The 17,348-nt window shown below is 58.6% G+C and carries 14 protein-coding genes; 10 read left to right on the top strand and 4 right to left on the bottom strand.

Annotation, left to right across the window (positions count from 1 at the left end; all coding sequences use genetic code 11):
• Positions 1-31: 31 nt before the first annotated feature.
• Entirely contained in the window at positions 32-1,657 is a 1,626-nt protein-coding gene (locus IPI58_07495; GenBank protein ID QQR68682.1) for a hypothetical protein, read from the top strand.
• A gap of 564 nt (positions 1,658-2,221) precedes the next feature.
• Entirely contained in the window at positions 2,222-3,622 is a 1,401-nt protein-coding gene (locus IPI58_07490) for a M48 family metalloprotease (GenBank protein ID QQR68681.1), read from the top strand.
• Between the two features lie 206 nt (positions 3,623-3,828).
• Here IPI58_07490 and IPI58_07485 read toward each other — a convergent pair whose 3' ends face one another.
• Positions 3,829-5,013 (bottom strand): methionine adenosyltransferase, encoded by a 1,185-nt coding sequence (locus tag IPI58_07485; protein ID QQR68680.1) that lies wholly within the window; start codon positions 5,011-5,013, stop codon positions 3,829-3,831.
• 298 nt (positions 5,014-5,311) lie between these two features.
• On the opposite strand from IPI58_07485, the gene wbaP reads away from it, so the two are divergent.
• The 5 genes from wbaP (at position 5,312) to IPI58_07460 (ending at position 11,528) form a co-directional block, all read left to right on the top strand.
• Positions 5,312-6,886 carry an undecaprenyl-phosphate galactose phosphotransferase WbaP gene (wbaP, locus tag IPI58_07480; GenBank protein ID QQR68679.1) on the top strand — a complete coding sequence of 525 codons (1,575 nt, stop codon included), beginning with the start codon at positions 5,312-5,314 and terminating at the stop codon, positions 6,884-6,886.
• Complete coding sequence (locus tag IPI58_07475; protein QQR68678.1) at positions 6,880-8,016, top strand: glycosyltransferase family 4 protein; 1,137 nt, start codon at positions 6,880-6,882, stop codon at positions 8,014-8,016. The genes wbaP and IPI58_07475 overlap by 7 nt, the downstream gene beginning before the upstream one ends.
• A 113-nt stretch (positions 8,017-8,129) precedes the next feature.
• Complete coding sequence (locus tag IPI58_07470) at positions 8,130-9,254, top strand: hypothetical protein (GenBank protein QQR68677.1); 1,125 nt, start codon at positions 8,130-8,132, stop codon at positions 9,252-9,254.
• Complete coding sequence (locus tag IPI58_07465; protein QQR68676.1) at positions 9,233-10,528, top strand: polysaccharide pyruvyl transferase family protein; 1,296 nt, start codon at positions 9,233-9,235, stop codon at positions 10,526-10,528. Before IPI58_07470 ends, IPI58_07465 begins: the two co-directional genes overlap by 22 nt.
• Entirely contained in the window at positions 10,446-11,528 is a 1,083-nt protein-coding gene (locus IPI58_07460; protein ID QQR68675.1) for a cellulase family glycosylhydrolase, read from the top strand. The genes IPI58_07465 and IPI58_07460 overlap by 83 nt, the downstream gene beginning before the upstream one ends.
• On the opposite strand, the gene IPI58_07455 is transcribed toward IPI58_07460, so the two are convergent.
• Positions 11,497-12,753, bottom strand: coding sequence for a hypothetical protein (locus tag IPI58_07455; protein ID QQR68674.1), 1,257 nt, complete (start codon positions 12,751-12,753; stop codon positions 11,497-11,499). The two genes, IPI58_07460 and IPI58_07455, sit on opposite strands and share 32 nt — an antisense overlap.
• A gap of 101 nt (positions 12,754-12,854) precedes the next feature.
• Positions 12,855-14,648: a class I poly(R)-hydroxyalkanoic acid synthase gene (gene phaC / locus IPI58_07450; GenBank protein ID QQR70075.1), complete on the bottom strand. Its 1,794-nt coding sequence runs from the start codon at positions 14,646-14,648 to the stop codon at positions 12,855-12,857.
• A 494-nt stretch (positions 14,649-15,142) separates the two neighbouring features.
• Here phaC and IPI58_07445 point away from each other — a divergent pair, with 494 nt between their 5' ends.
• On the top strand, positions 15,143-15,439 hold the full coding sequence (locus IPI58_07445; protein QQR68673.1) for a hypothetical protein: 297 nt from the start codon (positions 15,143-15,145) through the stop codon (positions 15,437-15,439).
• 15 nt (positions 15,440-15,454) lie between these two features.
• On the opposite strand, the gene IPI58_07440 is transcribed toward IPI58_07445, so the two are convergent.
• Positions 15,455-15,967: a hypothetical protein gene (locus tag IPI58_07440; protein ID QQR68672.1), complete on the bottom strand. Its 513-nt coding sequence runs from the start codon at positions 15,965-15,967 to the stop codon at positions 15,455-15,457.
• 272 nt (positions 15,968-16,239) lie between these two features.
• On the opposite strand from IPI58_07440, the gene rplM reads away from it, so the two are divergent.
• Together rplM and rpsI are read left to right on the top strand one after the other, a co-directional pair.
• Positions 16,240-16,704 (top strand): 50S ribosomal protein L13, encoded by a 465-nt coding sequence (gene rplM / locus IPI58_07435; protein ID QQR68671.1) that lies wholly within the window; start codon positions 16,240-16,242, stop codon positions 16,702-16,704.
• A gap of 29 nt (positions 16,705-16,733) precedes the next feature.
• Positions 16,734-17,258, top strand: a complete 525-nt coding sequence (rpsI, locus tag IPI58_07430; GenBank protein ID QQR68670.1) for a 30S ribosomal protein S9 — start codon at positions 16,734-16,736, stop codon at positions 17,256-17,258.
• The last annotated feature ends 90 nt before the right edge of the window (positions 17,259-17,348 follow it).

The raw sequence follows: 17,348 nt of genomic DNA, 5'->3' as shown, positions 1-17,348 counted from the left end.
AATGACCTTTTGGCTACAAGGGAACCCGGCAATGGCGCATCAATCTCAAACACTTTCTCTTCATGATGTGACCGAGGCATGGAATCAAGCAGCTGGGCACACGCCCGCAGCCATCCAGGCGCGGGTTGAATTCATCCAATCTTTCCAGAAAACGATAGTCAGTTACAATTGCGGAGACCCGCAAGCTGATCTGGCCATCGGGATTGCAAAACTGGCCCTGGATGCCGATCAACCCGCCGAGATTCGTTCGGCAGGAGCCGATATCTTAGGCAAGGTTACCGACCATAAGATAGACGCCGTCAGGAGAGAAGAAGACTGGCTGATAGAGGCGATCTATGACGAAAAAGACAGAGGCGTCGCCACAAAATTAGAGGCGTCCCTTGGGCATATCTGGAAAGATATTCCTCCAAGAGAATGTAAGGTTCGTCAACTTAACGACAAGGTTGTGATGCTGCTGTCCATGCATCATGGCGAACCGCAGCCCAATCTGGCACGAATGCTGAGGGTGGTAACCAGCGCCTACGAGAATGCGAAGACAACCCATGGAATGGCTCAAGAAGATTGGTTGGAAGAGCTTGCCGTCCACAATCACAAATATCCCCCTATCGACCGCAGCGATGTCGCCGCGCTGCGCCTGTTGCATCTTTTGGCCCAAGACGATCCGCAGCGCATTGACAGATTATGGAAGACCTGCTCTCAGATATTGAAGCTTGGTGTCACCGAACAAACGACCGACATTATCGCCGCCGCCTGCAACGTGATGACAAAGGCCATGGATGCAGGCCTGATGCCCACCGACAAGCAGACAGACGATACGCGCCAGGGCTTCGCGCAGAACAAGAGCAAAGTGACAAGCGCTGCCGCCGCTGTGCGTCGCCTGGTGCTTTCCCCCGATGCCTTCATAGGTGTTGGAATGATGGATGTCTCGGTCGCCTATGGGCGTTTTGTGGCATATAATGTTACCAAGCCCAACAAGCATGATTATCACACGGCGATGCGGCACGTTTTAAATGAAAAATCTAACCTGATCGGGGGGATGGTTGGGACACTGATTAGACAGAAGAACGGACCCCTCAAAGCTATCGAGGCCCTGGATCGTCTTGTTGAAGAAGACGCAAGTGTGGATCCATCCCTATTACAGTTTGCCCTAGCCCTTGCGCTGCGCGACGATAGAAGCCTGTCCTTGGGCATCGCGCGATCCGCCCTGGAGATCGCCACAAGCGGACTTGACAGCGACCAGCCGTACATCAAGCACAAAGCCGTCCGTAATATCGGCCGCATTCTGTGGAAAAGCCCTAGAGCGCGCGGTTCAATAAAGCTCGGGAGAGTTAAGAAATTAGTGGATATTTTTGCCTCACCCGATACGCATCAGCCGAGCACAGATCCTGAAGAAGGTCTGGCGGATGTCTTGTCAATGACCCTGACCGCTCTTGCAAATAGGTATAAGTTGTATGCCGAGGCTATTCTGGAACGCATGGGGACGCCCAATGGCGATACCGCGGCCATGCCTTCTCGTCAGTATATCGCCATGGCTGAGCTTGCTGCGCAGATTGGCAAGAGAAATAAAGACCTGTCTAATCCATGGGGCAAGACCGAACTTCCCTATCGCCCTTTGCGCACCATGACCGTTCAGTTGCAGGATCGGTTTATAAGATAGGCGGGATATCCTAAGCGCGGATACGCCTGGTCTGCATAAATCTGGCATCGCCGCCCGGCCAGGGCAAAGCTTGGGGTCCTTGATGGGTTAGCCCGTATGGGCTTTATTCTGAATTCCCGCATCATCGGCCAGGGGAAGTGATGGACTCCCGCCTTCGCGGGAGTGACGCATGAAGAGAGGGAGGATCACAACAAGCCATGCCGATTCATATAAAAACCACCCTCTCCACGAGTCATGCTCGCGCATGCGGCATCCATCACCCGCCATTCACGTTAGTGCTGAATCGCAGACTCTTTTCTGAAACACAGCGCCATCGGCCAGGGGAAGTGATGGACTCCCGCTTTCGCGGGAGTGACGCATGAAGAGAGGGAGGATCACAACAAGCCATGCCGATTCATATAAAAACCACCCTCTCCACGAGTCATGCTCGCGCATGCGGGCATCCATCACCCGCCTTTGACGCTGGTGCTGAATCGCAGATTCTTCATCTCAATCACGGCGGTTGATGAAGCTTTATGAATGATGCCAAGCTTATGCCATGGTTATAAGTCAGGCTATCCCCCCATGAAGATGACGATCCTTCGACGCCGCTTTGCCCATGCCTGCCGCCTGGGGCTGTGCGCCGTGTTGGCCTTGGCCATGCTTATGCCGCCAGCAAGGGCCGCATCCGGTCCCGGCATCCAAATCCTGCGCGATGCCGAGATCGAAGACACGCTGCGCGTCTTTGCCGCGCCTTTGCTGCAAGCTGCCGGATTAAACCCGCAGACCGCGCGCTTTGTGCTGGTGCGCGATTCCGCCATCAACGCCTATGTGGCGGGCGGGCCGAATGTCTTTATCCATACCGGATTGCTCCAAGCGGCCACCGGCCCCGAGCAATTGGTGGGCGTGTTGGCGCATGAGATCGGACATATATCGGGCGGGCATTTGCTGCGCTCGGGCGACGCCATCCGCAACGCCTCGATCGAGACGATCTTGGGCCTTGTGCTGGGTGTGGCGGCGGGCGTGGCCACCGGCAACGGCAACGCCACCGGCGCGGTGATGAGCGGCGCGGCCAATATCGCCCAGCGCAGTTTCCTTAGCTTCAGCCGCACGCAAGAATCCTCCGCCGATGCCGCCGCCTTGCGTTTCCTGGACAGCGCCGGATGGTCGGCGCGCGGCCTATTGACCTTTTTCGAAAAGCTGCAAAGCCAGGAATTGCTGCCCACAGATCGCCAAATCGCCTTTGTGCGCACCCATCCCCTAAGCCTGGACCGCATCGAGGCGGTGCGCGCGCATATCGCGTCTTCGCCCAGCAGCATCAACGCGCTGCCCCCCGACTTCGCCCAGCGTTTCGAGCGCATGAAAGGAAAATTGCTGGGCTATATGCAGCCCGAGGCCGCTTTGCTGCGCTATGGCGCGGCCGATCCGCGCATCGAGGCGCGTTACGCGCGGGTTCAGGCCCTGCATATGCGCAACCGTTTCGATGAGGCGATGACAGGAATCCAGGATTTGCTGAAGGCCGAACCCGACAATCCCTATTTCCACGAGATGAAGGCCCAAATGCTGTTGGAAAACGGCAAACCGCGCCTGGCGGTCGAAGATTACCGCCGCGCCGTGGCCTTGGCGGACAACTCGCCCCTGCTGCGAAGCGCCCTGGCCCATGCCCTGTTGGAAAGCCAAGACCCGGCCCTGTTGGATGAGGCCGTCGCCCAGCTTCAGGCCGCCTTGCGCCAAGAACCGCAAACACCTTCCCTGTGGCGTCTGATGGCCACCGCCTGGGGACGCAAGAGCGACCAACCCGCCGCCACCTACGCCCTGGCCGAAGAAGCCCTGGCCCGGGGCGATGCCAAGCAAGCCCGCCGCATGGCCGAAGCCGCCATCAAGCAACTTCCCACCGGCTCGCCCCTGCGCCTAAAAGCCCAAGACCTGCGCGAATCCGCCAAAGAGTTAGAAAAAGACGCGCCCGAACGTCCCGATGAGAGGTGAGCCGCCCTTCTATGGACGAATTCTTCGGACCGCATGGGGATGATGGGTGGCTTGGAGATTGATTCTTGTTGGCAAACCCAGTTTCGAACGATTGCCGGATAGGCCAGAACCCCCGAAGATGGCGTCGGCCACATCCAATCATGTCCCCACAAAAAACAGCCATGGCGTTTCCGCCATGGCTGCGTTTTGCATCTTGCAGTTTTGCGTTACGCGCCGAATTCTTTTTTCAGCGCCTCGGCCAAATCCGTCTTTTCCCACGAGAATCCGCCATCGGGTTCCGGATCGCGGCCAAAATGGCCATAGGCTGATGTCCGCGCGTAAATGGGCTTGTTCAGGCCCAGATATTCGCGGATCTTGCGCGGGCTGAGATTGACCATCTCTTGCAGACGCTTAAGCAGCTTGGCCTCGTCCACCTTATTGGTGCCATGGGTGGTCAAGTACACGGCCAGAGGATGCGATACGCCGATGGCATAGGCTATCTGAATGGTGCAGCGATCGGCCAACCCCGCCGCCACGACGTTCTTAGCCAAATAACGCGCCATATAAGCCGCCGAGCGGTCCACCTTTGTGGGGTCCTTGCCCGAGAACGCGCCGCCGCCATGCGGGGCCGCGCCGCCATAGGTGTCCACGATGATCTTGCGCCCGGTCAAGCCCGCATCGCCGTCAGGACCGCCGATCACAAAGCGTCCGGTGGGATTGACGTAAAGCTGATTGTCCTCGCACATCCAGCCTTCGGGCAGGACCTTGAGGATATAGGGCCGCACGATCTCGCGCACCTGGGCTTGGTCGACCTCTTCGTCATGCTGGGTCGAGACGACCACCGAATGCGCGCCCACTGGCTTGCCGTTCACATATTTCAGCGTGACTTGGCTTTTGGCGTCCGGCCCCAACTGATGCGTCGCGCCCGAATGTCGCGCTTCGGCCATGGCGCGCAAGATGCGATGCGCGTACCAAATGGGGGCGGGCATCAGCGCCGGAGTCTCGTTGCAGGCATAGCCAAACATGATTCCCTGATCGCCCGCGCCCTCGTCCTTGTCGGCAGAACCATCAGCATCCACGCCCATGGCGATATCGCTGGACTGCGCGTGAATATAGATTTGCACATCGGCCCATTGCCAATGGAAGCCCTTTTGCGCGTAACCGATCTCGCGCACGGCCTCGCGCGCGGCATGCTCCATTTCCTTGGGCGTGATGCTTTCCGGACCGCGCACCTCACCGGCCAATATGACGCGGTTGGTGGTCGCCATGGTCTCGACCGCCACGCGCGCATGGGGATCGGCGCGCAAGAACATGTCCACGATGGTATCCGAAATGCGGTCACACACTTTATCGGGATGACCTTCGGCAACTGATTCACTGGTGAACAAGAAATCGCCTTGCGATGCGCTCATGACCATTCCCTTCGTAATGGAGATTCCGCCCCTCATCGGCGGCCAGATCGTTCATGCGATATCTGCAAGAACAGGTCAAGCCGTGAGAGAATGGTCATCGGTTAGCAAACAAAAAAGAAATTTACACAGAATTTAAATTCCCCTACACTCCATATGGTAACAAGTTCGTTACCGGAAATTATATCGCGATCATTCTTGCTTGCCGAATCAGATCGGGCCAATAGAGATATCGCGGCAATTGGGAGTGGCTGTTTTGTCCCAACAAGGACTACTTGCGAGCGATTCTAAAGCGGACGCGTTGCCCGCATCTCCTGCCCACACCTCCACGCCTGACATGCAAGGCGCTCCGAAACCGGTCACACCTGATCTGGAATGGGAGATGCGTGCCAAAGATGGGTTGGACCGTCTGCGCGTGATCGCAGGTGATTTGGCCCATGACCATCTTGTGCCAATCAAGGCTCCCCCGCACCCGTTGTCGCGGCATATTGTCTCCCTTAGCCTCGTTACGTCGGATATTGTTGCCATCATCTTGTCCTTCGCCACTGGCGGCCTGTTGGCCAACGCGGTGGGCATGGTTTTGGACCCCAGCAAGCCCCGGCCCGAACTTGGTATCGAGATGACAGATCGCCTGGTGACCTACCTATTCGTAGCGGGGCTTGTGGTTTTGTGGATGGGGATGAAGGGGCATTACCATCGCCGCCTACCGTTTTGGACGGAAACAGGACAGGCACTGCGCGCCTTGGTCGCGGGATTCATCATCGACGGCTTTGTGCAATTCGCGATGCGCGAAGATTTCTCCCGCCTATGGGTGGGATCGGCGTGGCTGGCGGCAGCCCTTCTGCTGCCTTGCATGCGTCAGCTGACGCGCTGGGTTCTGAGAAAATCCGGCCTATGGCGATTGCCGATCATCATGGTAGGCGAAGGCCCTCTGGCCAGGGCCGCGCATGAGACGATCCAGGCGAACCACGGCACAGGGTATGAGATCGTGGGCCAATTGCCCGAATCCGCACTGACCCATGTGGGCGAAGCCCTGTATTGGCGGGGGCTGTGCGAAATGCGCGGCGCCAGCGGCGGCGTGATGCTGGCCCTGGAGGCGGCAGTATTGGATCGTCATCAAGAAGTCTTGGCCGATCTTGCCCGCCAAGGCGTGCCCTTTATCTTGGTGCCACCCTATCAAACGATGCCTGTTATCAACCTGCAACCCCATTACTTTATGGGTCAGGACACCTTGTTCCTGGTGCATCAGGATGGATTGGCCGATGTGTTGGCTCTGTCGCTGAAACGAGCTTTCGACATCATGGTATCGGGGTGCGTTTTATTGCTGTTTAGCCCCTTGATGCTGTTGATCGCCGCCTTGGTACGCTTGGATGGTGGCCCGGCTCTGTACGGGGGCCTGCGGGTGGGCCGCGACGGGCGTCTGTTTCGTTGCCTGAAATTCCGCAGTATGGAGCTTAACGCTGAGGCAAAGCTGCAGCGTTTCCTGGCCGAGAACGACGATATCCGCCGCGAATGGGAAACCACATGGAAACTGCGCGAAGACCCGCGCATCACCCGTGTGGGCGATTTTATCCGTAAGACCAGCCTGGACGAGCTTCCGCAATTGATCAACGTATTCCGGGGAGAGATGAGCCTTGTCGGTCCGCGCCCCATTCTTCCCGATCAAGCGGCCAGTTATGGCGGCGACATCGCGCATTATCAGCGCGTGCGGCCCGGCATCACGGGGTTGTGGCAGATCAGCGGACGCAACTCCCTCACCGCCCGGCAGCGCGTGGCCCTGGATTCATGGTATGCGCGTAATTGGTCGCTGTGGCATGACCTGGTCATCTTGCTGCGCACTTTGCCCGCCTTACTGAAAAAAGGCTCGACGTGTTGACAAAGACCGCGCCGTCTTCCACCGGATCGCCCGACAGTAAGGGGCTGTGCGTCGTGCATCTGTGCGAGGCGGTGCGCGGCGGCGTGGCGACCTATCTGTTGGACCTGCTGGACCATCAACGCCAGCAAAAGGACATCTCGCGCCTGGTCGTGGTGGGCGATCCACAGCGAATAACGCCCGAATTGCGCGCGGCCGCGCCGGAATTCGTGCCATACCCGACCACGCGCCGCCCATGGGCCTTACCGCGTACCCTATCGGCACTGTGGAAGATATTGCGCGACCTGAACCCCGATATCATGCATCTGCACAGCACCTTTCCCGGAGTCTATGGCCGCCTGCCGGGGCGTTGGGATCGGGGGCATGCGAAGATCGTCTATTGCCCGCATGGTTGGAGCTTTAGTCAACCCCTCCCCACCTCGGCGCGTTTAGCCTATGAGGTCACCGAAAATCTGCTGGCGCGGCGCAGCGATGCCATCATCGCTATCTCGCAGCATGAAGCCCGTCAGGCTCGACGGATCGGTATTCGGGACTCCATCATTCACTGTCTACCCACCACGCTTCGTGACTGTCCGCCCGCCCCCAGACGTGATTTCGGCTTGAAGTCGGGCATCCTGGCCATCGGTTTTCTTGGACGGTTTGATCCACAGAAGGGTTACGACGTTTTTTGTACTGCGACCAGCCATGTGAGACGCCCTGACATGGCCTTTCTAGCTTTTGGTGGCTATGACCGCGAGCGAGACAAGATTCATGCGCCGCCTGGTCCCCATATCCAAGAATCGGGCTGGGTTCCGCAGACCGAGGTGGACTCTTACTTAGCGGGAATGGATGCCTTGGTCATGCCTTCACAAATTGAAGGTTTTGGCCTGGTGGCCGTGGAAGCTTTGCGTAACGGCACGCCCGTCATCGCCAGTCGACGCGGCGGACTGCCCGAATTGATCGAAGATGGTGTCAGTGGTTTTCTGTTCGACCCAGCCCATCCCGATCAACTGACTCGCCTGCTACAGAATTTAGATGGGAATCGATTGCACGCCATGCGCGCTGCCGCGCGTGCGCGGTTCGAACATCTATGCCTACACCGTGACCATCGCGCAGAGACCTTCGATATCTATCGATCTCTGGTGGCGGAATAAGCCCAGATATCGAAATGCGCTCTGGGCAGCGGTGGATGGGCTTGGTACACTCCGTTATGCATCGTCCAAGACCATCCTGTCATGAAGATGGAACTCAGTGATTGCGAGAAAGAATGAAGTCTTATTCGATTGTTCCGTCTCATCGAAACGTGCCTGCGCGCGTGCGCGCAGGATGGAGCGACGCGTCTCAAATCTGGGCGCGTCCCATCGACCCAACGATACGCACCATCATGATGATGCTGACCTTGGGTCTATATCTGCTGTTCCGCTTCGCGCTGCTTGATCTATTGCCGGCCAAGTTCATGGTGGACGCGGGTACGATCGCCGATATTCTGGCAGGCCAGGATATCGGCACCGAGGGCGACTCCTTTAACATGACCGCATCGATGTTTGCCTTGTTCCCCGAGGGTCTGCAAACAGGCCTGGTCGTGAGTTTGGGCTGTGCGATGATCGTCATGACCTTCCGGGTCTTACGCAGTTGGGGGGGAGTTATTACGGCTCTGACCATCTTATTTCCCTTGCTGATCTTGGGCTTGGTTGCACCTTCCAAAGAAACCCTGGTCATTATGATCTCATTTGTAATCCTGGCAGCATCCCGGCTGGGGCGCGGCTTTTTGCCTGTGATGGTGTCTTGCCTGGTCCTATACCTGGCCTATGGCAGCTTGGTGCGCGACTATTACTTGCTGATCCTGGGCTTGTTCCTTGCTCTTGTGGTCTATTCCCGCTTGCCAATGGCCTTGCGCATCGTAGTCGCGATACTGGCGACGAGCGCTATCTTGCTAGTTCCAAACGACATTTTTATGCAGCTACAAGGCACGCGGGACGAATCGAACACATATGCTCAATATATCGCCTTCTCCGATAACCGCACCGCCTTCTTCAATCCACTGGTGCCCGACAGCCTGGGGCATTTCCTGGTTAACTACGTCTATGCGGCCATCTTGCTGAACTTTCCCTTTGTCTCTTTTCTCTCCGCGCGCGATATGGTGCTGTTCATCAATGTGCTGATCTATGCCAGCCTTGTGAGAACGTCATTGCGCCACGGGGCCATGCGGGAGAAGACATTGGCTACGCTGTTCCTCTCACATGTCCTGGTGCTGTGGCTGTTCGAGCCGGATCTGGGCAGTTATTTCAGGCATTTTTCGTCCGTGTTCGCCTATCTGATCCCGGCATTGGCCCTGCGCGAACAACGTTTTCTGATCAAGAGGGAGGTCCCATGTCCCGCCACCGCTATGTAATATGCGGCGCGATTTATAGCGACAATCTGGGGGACGGCGTGATCGCCGAATGCCTGGCAGCCGCTTTGCGCCAGCATGACCCGGCCAGTGAAATTGTGTTTTTGGATATCGCCGGGCGCACGCATTTCGGCCATGACTATCTTCCTGAAAAGCAACTGGCTCTGCGTATATTGCGCATCTTGCCGCGCGTAGCACGGCCCGTGCTGGTCGCGGCGCTGCTGGCAGTCCGATTGGTCGGATGGTCGCGGCGGTGGAGCGGCATGATCAAGCCGGGCGACCGCGTCATCATCGGTGGTGGAAACCTTCTATGCGACATGCACCTGAATTTTCCGATGAAGCTGGCCGCGCTGGACGCGGTGGCGCATCGGAAAGGCGCGGCCACGGCCTTGCATGCCGTTGGAGTCTCGGCGCGATGGAGCCGATTGGCGCACTGCCTATTTGCCCGCGTGGTAGGGCGCGCGCAGGCCGTACGGCTAAGCGTGCGGGACGAGGAATCTCGTCAGCATCTGGTCCATCACCTGAACCTGACCGAAGCGCAAGTGGATTTGGCGCGCGACCCCGGCTTTTTGGCTGCGCAAGTCTATACCCGCCCGACGGAAATAATGGGCGGCGTTGGAATCAATCTGGCGGACCCGCGCGAGTTAAAGTTCTACACAAAATCCGGCCAAGACACGGGCTTTGTGGTGGCCGAGCATCTGGCCTGCTGGCGCGAGATCATCTCCCGCCTGATTCACCAAGAACGCCGCGTGGTGGTGTTCACCAACGGCGCGCGAGAAGATCATGAATGGCTGAATGAGGTGGTGGTGTCCTTGGGCGAACATTTGGCCGGATCGCCGTATTTGACCATCATGCCCCGCGCCAGCACGCCCGCCGAATTGGTCCAACAGATATCCGGCCTGGACGTGCTGATCGCGCACCGATTGCACGCACATATTGTGGCCTATGCCATGGGCATTCCGGCGGTAGGTTTGCTGTGGGATACGAAACTGGAATCCTTTTTCAAGCTCGTGGACATGCCGCAGCGATTGATCGCTCCCGAAAAATTTGGCGTGGAGGAAATTTGGCGCATACTGGGTGAGGTGGACCATCGCCCACCCGATGTCGCGCGGCGCATGGATCTGGCCGAGGCCAGCGACAGGGTCGTGGCCGAGCTGATCCAATATTTTGACAACAGAGGAATGGCGGATGCCCATGGCCCAACGACAGCCGCCCGTGCCGATGGTCAAAATTCTGGCTCTGATGGGATTGTTGGCCGGGACGCTGAACGCCCCTGATGCCAGGGCACATGCTTGCGGGGTTCAGATCAAGCCTGCCTTAGTCACTTCAGATGACCTTACCGATATCGCCAAGGCCGGTTTCAGCTATGTGCGCTTTGGCCTACGCCAACAGGCCATCGAGACCAGCCCAGGCGTCTTCGATTGGCGCGCCGCTGATGATCTTTTCGCCAAGCTGGCCAAGGCAGAACTGAAAGCCTTGGTGACATTGATCAGCGGCGATCTGCCGGGAGGACGTCCTGCGCCTGCCACATCCCAGGAAATCGAAGGCTTTGCGAATTTTGCGGCCATGACGGCACAACGCTATCTGTCTTATGACCCCATCTGGGAGATATGGAACGAACCCAATCTGGAAACGTCGACCTTCTGGCCCAAAGGCGGGGATCCGAAAATTTTTGCAAGCCTTTTTGCGCAGACTTGTCAGACCATGCGTCAGGCCGTCCCCGATGCCATGATCATCGGCCCGGGTTGGGCGCAGTTCCCCGTTCAGACCACCGCCGCGGACGAACCGATCTTCCGCGCCGTCATGGACTCGCAGGATGTCCGCGCCTGTGTAAATGCCATTTCCCTGCACCCCTATCGCACCACCGATCCATCCACTGCGCGCGCCACCTATGACTGGATGAGTACCGTGATGCGCGAGCGCGGCGGCGGACGCGACTTACCGCTTATCGCCTCCGAATGGGGCTATTCCGTTTTAGCCGACGATCCCATAAGTACGCCAGAGCGCCAAGCACAGATGGTGCCGGGGATTTTCAAGGTCGGGGCCGATTCCAGGGTCGTCTTGTCCATCATTTACGAATGGCAGGATAGCGGGGAAGATATCAAGAATCGAGAACACGGCTATGGGCTTATGACTTGGGATCGTCAAGGTAAGCCCAGCTTGGAGAATGTGAGAGGCATCCTGCAGGACACGGACGGCGTCTGCGCTCCGGCCGAGCAGGTGCGCCGTGACCTTCAGCGACCCGTTACGGTGATTCCACCAAACGCCGTTCCTTGAACAGGCCAAGCCCGAGCGCCACAGCCGAGCTGATCGGTAGGACCATGGCCGCGCCCAGAATACCCGCCATCGGCACGAGAATTAAGGTGGCCGGAGCCGCCACGGCCAGCGCGGCGAGATTCAAGATCACGACGTCGCGGTCATGAGAACGGGCATAAAAAGTCCAGGTCAGGCCATCGGCGGCGGCGCGCAACGCAAAGCCTACCAGCAATAGGCCGAAAATCAGCGACGCCTGTTCGGGGCCCGCCTTTCCCAACCATGACAAGATCGGTTGTAGCAAGCCAAGGGCTACGAGGGACAATCCCAGACTGACGGCCCACTGACGCCGTTGCATGCGGGATTTGATCTGCCGGAACACATCTTTTTCTCCGTTGCGCCACGCATGAATCATTTGCGGATAGCTGATTTGCGTGACTCCCGTCGTGACCAAGACGTAAACGGCATTGGCAAAGGACCACAGCAGGACGAAGCTCCCTGATTGTTCGATACTCCTAAAGACACTGAGGCCATAGCGATCCGCATACAGGCTGCCTGCCAGGGCAAAGCTCGAAAACATCGGCCACAATCCGGCCTTTAAGGCACCGACCAGCCAAGCGCGATCCCATTGACGAGGTTCATGGGGAAGAGAGGGAGAGGCATGCGCGATATTCCGGCGTAGCGCGATGACCGCCACCACCAGAGAGACGATGATCCCTACCAACCATAGGCCCAGGATCATGCTGAAATGGCGAGTCTCCGGGAACAGAATTCCCAGGATGGGCACGATCAGGAATGGCAGGCCCGAGCGTAGGAAAAAAGTAAGATTAGCCATCAGTTGCTTCTGGCGCACAATCAGAACCTGTAAGGTTTCCTGTCCCAGATGCTCGCCGATCAGAATAGCTAGAATCAGGCATGTCTGGCCGATATCAAGCTCTTTCAATGCGATGGCCGCTATCAAAGCGGTTAGCGCGATAACCAAGTGGACGGGAGCATACATCTTGAACTGACGCACCAGCAGGGCCAGGAGGGATTCACGTCCCAACGTGGCGCATTCGCGGTTGACCACATAATTGAGGCCCATCCCGACCAGCTTGGAGTACAGCACCACTGCCCCCATGAGCGCGCCATACCAGCCGATATCATCTAGCGGAAGGTATCTCCCCATATACATGATCAAAACGAATTTGCTGATCAGGGCCGCCAGACGAAGCCCTTGACTGATCAAGGATATCAATGCGGGTTTCATGACCAGTGTACCCAAGCCTTCTAGGTGAATGCAGGAGGACTATAAGGCCATATTAAATGATAGGATACGGCCTTGTCTGCAATCGAAATGTCCCGCTCCGGTCAGCTGGCCATGCGCATACGGACATAGGTGCCGGGGGCGTCGGCCAAGGCTTTCAGGCCGCCCGCGCCCGGTTTCCAGGCCGTGACCATGGGGCCGGCATGTTCGCCCAGCCATTGCGCCCAATGCGGCCACCACGAGCCTTCTTGAGCCTTGGCGCTTTCCAACCAGACTTGCGGTTCGGCAGGCAGACGGGTGTTCGTCCAATAGCCGTATTTGCCCGAAGCGGGTGGGTTGATGACTCCGGCGATATGGCCCGATCCGGCCAGAACGAAGCGGTTTTGCCCTTTCAGCAACTGCGTCCCGGCATAGGTCGATGCCCATGGCGCGATATGATCCTCGCGCGTGGAGAGGAAGAAGCTGGGAGTCTTGATGCGGCGTAGATCGATCGGCACGCCGTGCAGGCTGATGCCGTTCGGTTTGGCCAGAAGGTTTCTTTGATACATGTTGCGCAGATAAAAGCTGTGCATGGCGGCGGGCATGTTGGTGGAGTCCGCGTTCCAGTACAGCAAATCAAACGGCAGAGGTTCACGGCCCAACAGGTAATTATTGACCACGAAGGACCAGATAAGGTCGTTGGCGCGCAGCATGTTGAAGGTGGTGGCCATTTCATGGCCTTCCAGATAGCCGCGCTCGGCCATGCGGGATTCCAGGGCGTGGATTTGCTCTTCGTCGATGAACACCTCTAACTCGCCCGGCTCGGCGAAATCCATCAAGGTGACAAAGAAAGTGGCACTGGATATCTGCGGCAGACTGGCAGGCAGACCCAATTTTTGCGCGCCGCCCGCCGCCAGAAACGCCATGGTCGAGGCCAGCAAGGTGCCGCCCAGGCAATAGCCGATGGCGTTGACATGCGTGGCCTTGGTCGCCTTGTGGATGGCTTGCAGTGCCGCCAGGATTCCATCGGACATATAGTCCTCGAAATTCACGTCGCGGTGGCGGGAATCGGGATTGACCCAAGACAGCATGAACACCGCATGGCCTTGTTCCAGCGCGAAGCGGACAAAAGAATTCTTCTCGCGCATGTCCAAAATATAGAATTTGTTGATCCAGGGCGGGACGATCAGCAAGGGCGCGGCATGCACCTTGGGCGTGATCGGCTCGTAATGGATCAGCTCCATCAGATGATTGCGGAACACCACTTTGCCCGGCGTGATGGCCAGGTTCTCGCCCAGTTTAAAGGCGCTGTCATCCGTCATGGCGATGCGCAAATCGCCCTCGCCGCGCTCCAGATCCTCCAGCAGGTTGGACAGGCCCTTGATCAAGTTTTCGCCGCCGCTGGATAGAGTCTCGCGCAACACTTGCGGGTTGGTGCCCAGGAAATTGCTGGGCGAAAGGGCATCCACGAATTGCCGCACATAGAAATCCAAACGACGTTCGGTCTTTTCGTCCAGGCCTTCCACCTTCTCCACCATCGACTGCATGCTGCGCGCCGTCAGCAGATAGGATTGCTTGATAAAGCTGAAGACGGCGTTTTCCGTCCAGGCCGGGTCTTGGAAACGGCGGTCGCCCGAAGGCGCGCGCAGTAAAGGTTCGTTGCCTTCGGTCTCTCCGCCCAGAAAGCGGCGCGAACTGCGACGCCATATCTCCAGCCAATCTTGCCACCATCCCAGTTGCGCATCGAGGAAATGGGCGGGATTGGTTTGCGCGGCCTGTGCGGACAGGTTGGAGATGACCTTGGCCAGATTATAGGGATCAAAGCCGGGAATCTCGGGCGCTTCCAGCTTTTGCTTGTCCATGAAACGCTTGATCAGAGGCTGCGCGCGTTCGGCCAGATCGCGCCAATGCTGCGACATCTGCACCGCATCGGGCACACGCACATTGTCGGTCGGTGGTGGCGCGCTGGCCGCCGTGACCTTGGGGGCGGGAGCGGGCTTGATCTGTGGCGCGGGAATAGGCTGCGCGGGCAAGATGGCGGGCAAGGCCGCGCGACGCGGCTTGGAAGCTTTGGTCGCGGCCTTGGTCGGGCGCAAAGAAGCGGCCTTGGCTTTGGATGTTGCCGCAGGCTTTGCCGCGATATCGGGCAAGATGGGCGGCAAGGCCGCGCGGCGTTTGGGCTTGGCCGCCGCAACGGGCGCGGCCTTTTTATGGGCGGCGGGTTTGCGTGAAGAGGATGGCTTGCGCGGCGTGGCTTTGGGCATCAGGCGGCCTCATCATGAAACAAGAGCGGGGAATCGCAAAAATCGATCTTACCTGATTCCCTAGCCTTGCGCGCGGTGGGGTTTTGGTCCGCATGCGGCTTTATTGATCCCATTTGCAGGTCGCGCGGCACTCTGGCACGATGCGCGTTATGTCTAGATCACATCTGCCTTTTGTTATGTTGTCGGCACTGGTTTTGGGAGCCTGCGCGGATATCGACCTGCCCAGTTGGGCTTCGGGCGAGCCGCCGATTGCCCAAGGCACCAATCTGCGGCCCGATTACGTGCGCCGCGACCCTGAACACGCCGCCTGGCCCAATCTGGCCACCGTGCCGCCCAAACCCACCCAGATCACCCCGCCCGCCCAGCGTCAGCAAACAATGCGCGAGATGATGAGCGAATCCCGCCTAGCACCCCCGCCGGTGGATATCGCCCCCGTGCGGCCTTAACCCTTTTGCCTATCGTCAAAGCCCATACCACCGCGCCAGGCGTTCAAGGCCCAGGATCAGCAAAGGCGTTTGCGTTGGTATAGGGGGCAGGCCCATGCAACAGACCGAGACCACCGCCGGGCTTGGTTGCGGACCGACGGCCTGGATGGCTTGGCTCCACCGGCGATAAGCCCTCTCCTGCGCGGGGCTGCGGTCTTCACGCGCTTGGGCCGGAAGATGCAGGGCGCTCCAGGGGCTATAGGACCCCGCCAAACGCGGCCCCACGCGCCCTGCCTCGAAATCCCCGCGCAGACGCAACCCCGCATCATGCGCCGCCGTGTCGATCACTCCGGCGCGATGCAAGGAGTCCAGCGCGCATTCCTCTGCGGCACGCGCGGCGGTCATGCCCGCCACCTCGGTGGCCACCCAATCCCGCGCCCCATGCTGCCAGCGTTCCGCTGTGCCGTGATCGGCCACTTGGACCGTCTTGTTTCGGCGAAATCGTTTGTCGCTGCTGACCGGTGCGCGTCGCATACGTCCTGTCGCCATCTTGGCCCTCCTTTTCCGGCTGTCGCCGTGTGATGAATGAAGTATGGAAGTCCTGCTCAACCCACGATGTTCTTGTTATGTTCACAACACGCATAACGTGTATCAAGGAATGCCCCTGTGTGTCAAGTCTGGCAATATGGCGCTATCCAAATTGTGGTAATATATTACCTCACCGTTGAAAGCGATACCACGCAAGCTTTTGCGTTGACAGGCCGCGCATCGATGGTCTAAAACCCAGTCACACAAAGCGTCAGACAACAGGACAACACACGATGCAAACTTTTGTTCCCAAAATCGAAGGCCGTATCCGCCGCTGGGTGCTGGTGGATGCCCAAGGTCTTGTGCTGGGCCGCTTGGCCACCGAGATCGCCAAGGTGCTGCGCGGCAAGGATCAGGCCGATTACTGCCCCTGGCAAGACGGCGGCAGCGACGTGGTGGTGGTCAACGCCGCCCATGTCCGCCTGACCGGCAAAAAGCGCACGGACAAGGAATTCCATTATCACACGGGCTTCCCCGGCGGTATCAAGACCATCAAGACCGGCCATATGCTGGAAGGCCGCTTTCCCGAGCGCGCCTTGAAGCTGGCGGTGCAGCGCATGATGCCGCGCGGTCCTTTGGGCCGTCAGCAGATGAGCCGCCTGCATGTCTATGCCGCAAGCGAACATCCCCATGGCGGCCAGACCCCCAAGGTGCTGGATATCGCTTCACGCAACCCCAAGAACGCTCGCGCGATCTGACCTCTCGATAAGCAAGGATGGCACCCCAGATGAGCCAGACTATTCACAGCCTGACCGACCTTAAGGCCGTTACCCCCGCCGCCAAAGCGGCGAGCGTCGATTCCACCCAGGCCCCGACACAGGCTTCGCCCCAGACTCCGACATTGCGTGAGCGCATCGTCGATAAACTGGGCCGTTCCTATGCCACGGGCCGCCGTAAGGTGGCCGCCGCCCGCGCCTGGATCAAGCCCGGATCGGGCAAGATCACGGTCAATGGCCGCGATATATCGGTGTATTTCGCGCGCCCCGTGCTGCAGCTGATCGTCAATCAGCCTTTCGGAATCGCGGATCGCGTCGGCCAGTTCGACGTGATGTGCACGGTGGCCGGCGGCGGTCTTTCAGGCCAGGCGGGTGCGGTGCGCCATGCCATCTCGCGCGCCTTGACGTATTTTGAGCCGGAATTGCGCAGCCCCCTGAAAAAGGCCGGCATGCTGACCCGCGACTCGCGCGTGGTGGAACGCAAGAAATACGGCCGCCGGAAGGCTCGCCGGAGATTCCAGTTCTCGAAGCGCTAATCCCGTTTGGACAGTATCGGCAAAAAAAGGGGATGCCCGATGGGGCGTCCCCTTTTTATTGGGCAGGATAACGAGGAAGGCAGTAATAAC

Source organism: Alphaproteobacteria bacterium, assembly GCA_016699305.1.
Classification (GTDB): domain Bacteria; phylum Pseudomonadota; class Alphaproteobacteria.
The sequence above is the reverse complement of the archived record's forward strand: the minus strand, read 5'-3'. Positions and strand labels throughout refer to the sequence as shown.

Excerpts from the sequence above, each read along its gene's own strand:
- IPI58_07495 (QQR68682.1), top strand. The coding sequence starts at position 32 with ATGGCGCATCAATCTCAAACACTTTCTCTTCATGATGTGACCGAGGCA.
- IPI58_07490 (QQR68681.1), top strand. The coding sequence starts at position 2,222 with ATGAAGATGACGATCCTTCGACGCCGCTTTGCCCATGCCTGCCGCCTG.
- IPI58_07485 (QQR68680.1), bottom strand. The coding sequence starts at position 5,013 with ATGAGCGCATCGCAAGGCGATTTCTTGTTCACCAGTGAATCAGTTGCC.
- IPI58_07470 (QQR68677.1), top strand. The coding sequence starts at position 8,130 with ATGAAGTCTTATTCGATTGTTCCGTCTCATCGAAACGTGCCTGCGCGC.
- IPI58_07465 (QQR68676.1), top strand. The coding sequence starts at position 9,233 with ATGTCCCGCCACCGCTATGTAATATGCGGCGCGATTTATAGCGACAAT.
- IPI58_07460 (QQR68675.1), top strand. The coding sequence starts at position 10,446 with ATGGCCCAACGACAGCCGCCCGTGCCGATGGTCAAAATTCTGGCTCTG.
- IPI58_07455 (QQR68674.1), bottom strand. The coding sequence starts at position 12,753 with ATGAAACCCGCATTGATATCCTTGATCAGTCAAGGGCTTCGTCTGGCG.
- phaC (QQR70075.1), bottom strand. The coding sequence starts at position 14,648 with ATGTCGCAGCATTGGCGCGATCTGGCCGAACGCGCGCAGCCTCTGATC.
- IPI58_07445 (QQR68673.1), top strand. The coding sequence starts at position 15,143 with ATGTCTAGATCACATCTGCCTTTTGTTATGTTGTCGGCACTGGTTTTG.
- IPI58_07440 (QQR68672.1), bottom strand. The coding sequence starts at position 15,967 with ATGGCGACAGGACGTATGCGACGCGCACCGGTCAGCAGCGACAAACGA.
- rplM (QQR68671.1), top strand. The coding sequence starts at position 16,240 with ATGCAAACTTTTGTTCCCAAAATCGAAGGCCGTATCCGCCGCTGGGTG.
- rpsI (QQR68670.1), top strand. The coding sequence starts at position 16,734 with ATGAGCCAGACTATTCACAGCCTGACCGACCTTAAGGCCGTTACCCCC.